This is a genomic window from Cedecea neteri NBRC 105707 = ATCC 33855 (assembly GCF_001571265.1).
Classification (GTDB): domain Bacteria; phylum Pseudomonadota; class Gammaproteobacteria; order Enterobacterales; family Enterobacteriaceae; genus Cedecea; species Cedecea neteri.
In genome coordinates this window covers 1-2095 of record NZ_BCTL01000112.1, presented here as the reverse complement: position 1 = coordinate 2095, position 2095 = coordinate 1, and the positions used below count along the sequence as shown (strand labels likewise).

Sequence of the window (2095 nt, the reverse complement as noted above, 5' to 3'; positions counted from 1 at the left end):
AATTATAAAGTCAATGCTCACTTTTTTCGACCGTCATTCACCCAGACAATCCCCCAGAGGATGACAAGGATGTACATAATCATGATGCGATGTTCCATATCTTATCCTTCAGACAAATCAGGGGTCTGCTGCACCGCTGGCAGGCCAGAACGTATTAACCGAGGCTCATGCCTGAGGGCGTCATCATTACCGCCACAGACAAAACAATTGCTGCCACAATCACCACTGCCGTCAGGGTTTTCACGATACGCACCTCTCAGTTCGAATAAGTCCACTAACGCGCCCGGCGCGCGAAGGCCAGCATCAGGGCAGCAAACAGTAACAACGTGACAGTAAACGCAACGAGGGCGAGTATTTTCATAAGGCACCTCTCTCAGCGCTCGCTTAGCCACACCAGAAACCAGGCAATAATTACGGCAACGGGTATGGTGGCGATAAAGGACAAAAAAAGACGCAGATGAAGAGCAAGCATAACCATCTCAACGATAAAGATATTAAGGTTATTTTCTCGCGAGTAAAATCACGTTTTCGTAAACGGTCATATAAAGAAATAGCACAAATACGATATATCGCGCATGTGTTTGATGCAGGACACGCTTCCGCTGACAAAAAACAAAGCCTCGCGCGATGGCAAGGCTTTTAATCCAAGTAAAGCTTATGCGAATGAACAGAGTCTGGATCGTTACTAATTTAGTTCTTTAACGAAGAGCCGCCTGACATATCGATTTCACAAGCTTGGACGAACCTGGAGGCAGCAACGCCCGAGCCAGCTCCTTTTAATTCACGTGTTATCTTATCGTTATTCTGCTGATACTTGATGCCTACAAGGATATTTCCCTTTAAGGTTTTCAATTGACTAAGGAATATTTTAACCAAATCAGACTGTTCGGTTTTAATTGCAAAAATAGTGGTATTGCGGGCTTCCGTCTGAGCCAGAAATTTAATGGGAGCATTGGCACCGACCTTGAGAACAAGATCGACAGGTAAGCCTTCGGTAACATCACCTGTATCGTCTTTTTCAAAGTAAGAAAGGCTCAATGAGTCTTTTGTGCAATCCAGGATAAGCCCCTTTTCCTCTGTTTCAGTCCCGAGCATCAGCCCCGTATGCCCGCCTGTAAAAACATCATCGCTGACTTTAGTTCGCCAGTCAGCGAGAGCAACATGACTAATCAGCAACAACGTCGTTGTTAATCCCGACACTAATTTTATCCCTTTCACATCAGTTCCTCAGCCGCAACAGCGACATTATAAAAAATCATAAAATACCGAAGCCTGAACCGTTATGCCGTTCATGTTCTATACCACTGAAGACAGCAAAGAAAACATGACTGACAACAACAACCAGTGAAAGAAACATCTGAAACCAATGGTGTTTTATAGTTAAAGTTTAATCTTGCAATGCAAATAGATTTCGAACAGGCGAAAAAAAGCCCTACAGACCGGGCTGTGGGGCTTTATATGGAACAGTAGCCAATGGTTACCAAATCAAGAGGCTAATCCTCTCCCGATGATTCTTCTGGCATCAACACAGGCACCGGCACCGGAAACCACTGAATGATATCCGGCAATCCGGGATTTAGCGGGTCGTAAATTTCCCCGCCGTTAGGATCACACCACAGAATGTGATAGTCGTAACCGTCATGGGCCACTACGGCCTCGCAGTCTGAAGGATGGTTGATCTCCCCGGTTCGCCAGCAGGTATCTTCGCTAATATCCCGCCAGGCAACCATCTCAACTTTTCCGCCCAGAATTTTCGTCCCTGCGCTGACGGGCGGCTCCTGCCCATCAGGAAAGTCAACGACAAACGTCATTTTACCCATAGCTATTTACCCTCCGGTTTTACGTCGATCCGGTACACCACAGGGACTAACGCCCGGATTACCGCCTGCAACTCTGCAACTTGCTCAGGTGGCACGACAATAACCCCGGTGTAAATGCCCGTTGGCCTGGAGTCCCAGTGAAAACCTTCGATGAAATCTCGTAAGACGTATGCCCAATGGACGCCATGCTGAACAGCGAACCTGGCATATTCCACAGGATCAATGTCGCGGGCATTAGTATCATGCTGTGCCATAACGCTTACTCCCCCCACTCG

The 2095-nt window shown here is 47.0% G+C and carries 3 protein-coding genes; all 3 read right to left on the bottom strand.

Annotation, left to right across the window (positions count from 1 at the left end; translation table 11 throughout):
* Positions 1 to 690: 690 nt before the first annotated feature.
* Positions 691 to 1218, bottom strand: a complete 528-nt coding sequence (locus tag CNE01S_RS23980) for a hypothetical protein (RefSeq protein WP_061279211.1) — start codon at positions 1216 to 1218, stop codon at positions 691 to 693.
* Between the two features lie 275 nt (positions 1219 to 1493).
* Positions 1494 to 1820, bottom strand: coding sequence for a hypothetical protein (locus CNE01S_RS23975; protein WP_061279209.1), 327 nt, complete (start codon positions 1818 to 1820; stop codon positions 1494 to 1496).
* Positions 1821 to 1822: 2 nt separating this feature from the next.
* On the bottom strand, positions 1823 to 2095 hold a 273-nt coding region (locus tag CNE01S_RS23970), incomplete at its 5' end, for a hypothetical protein (protein WP_218009459.1).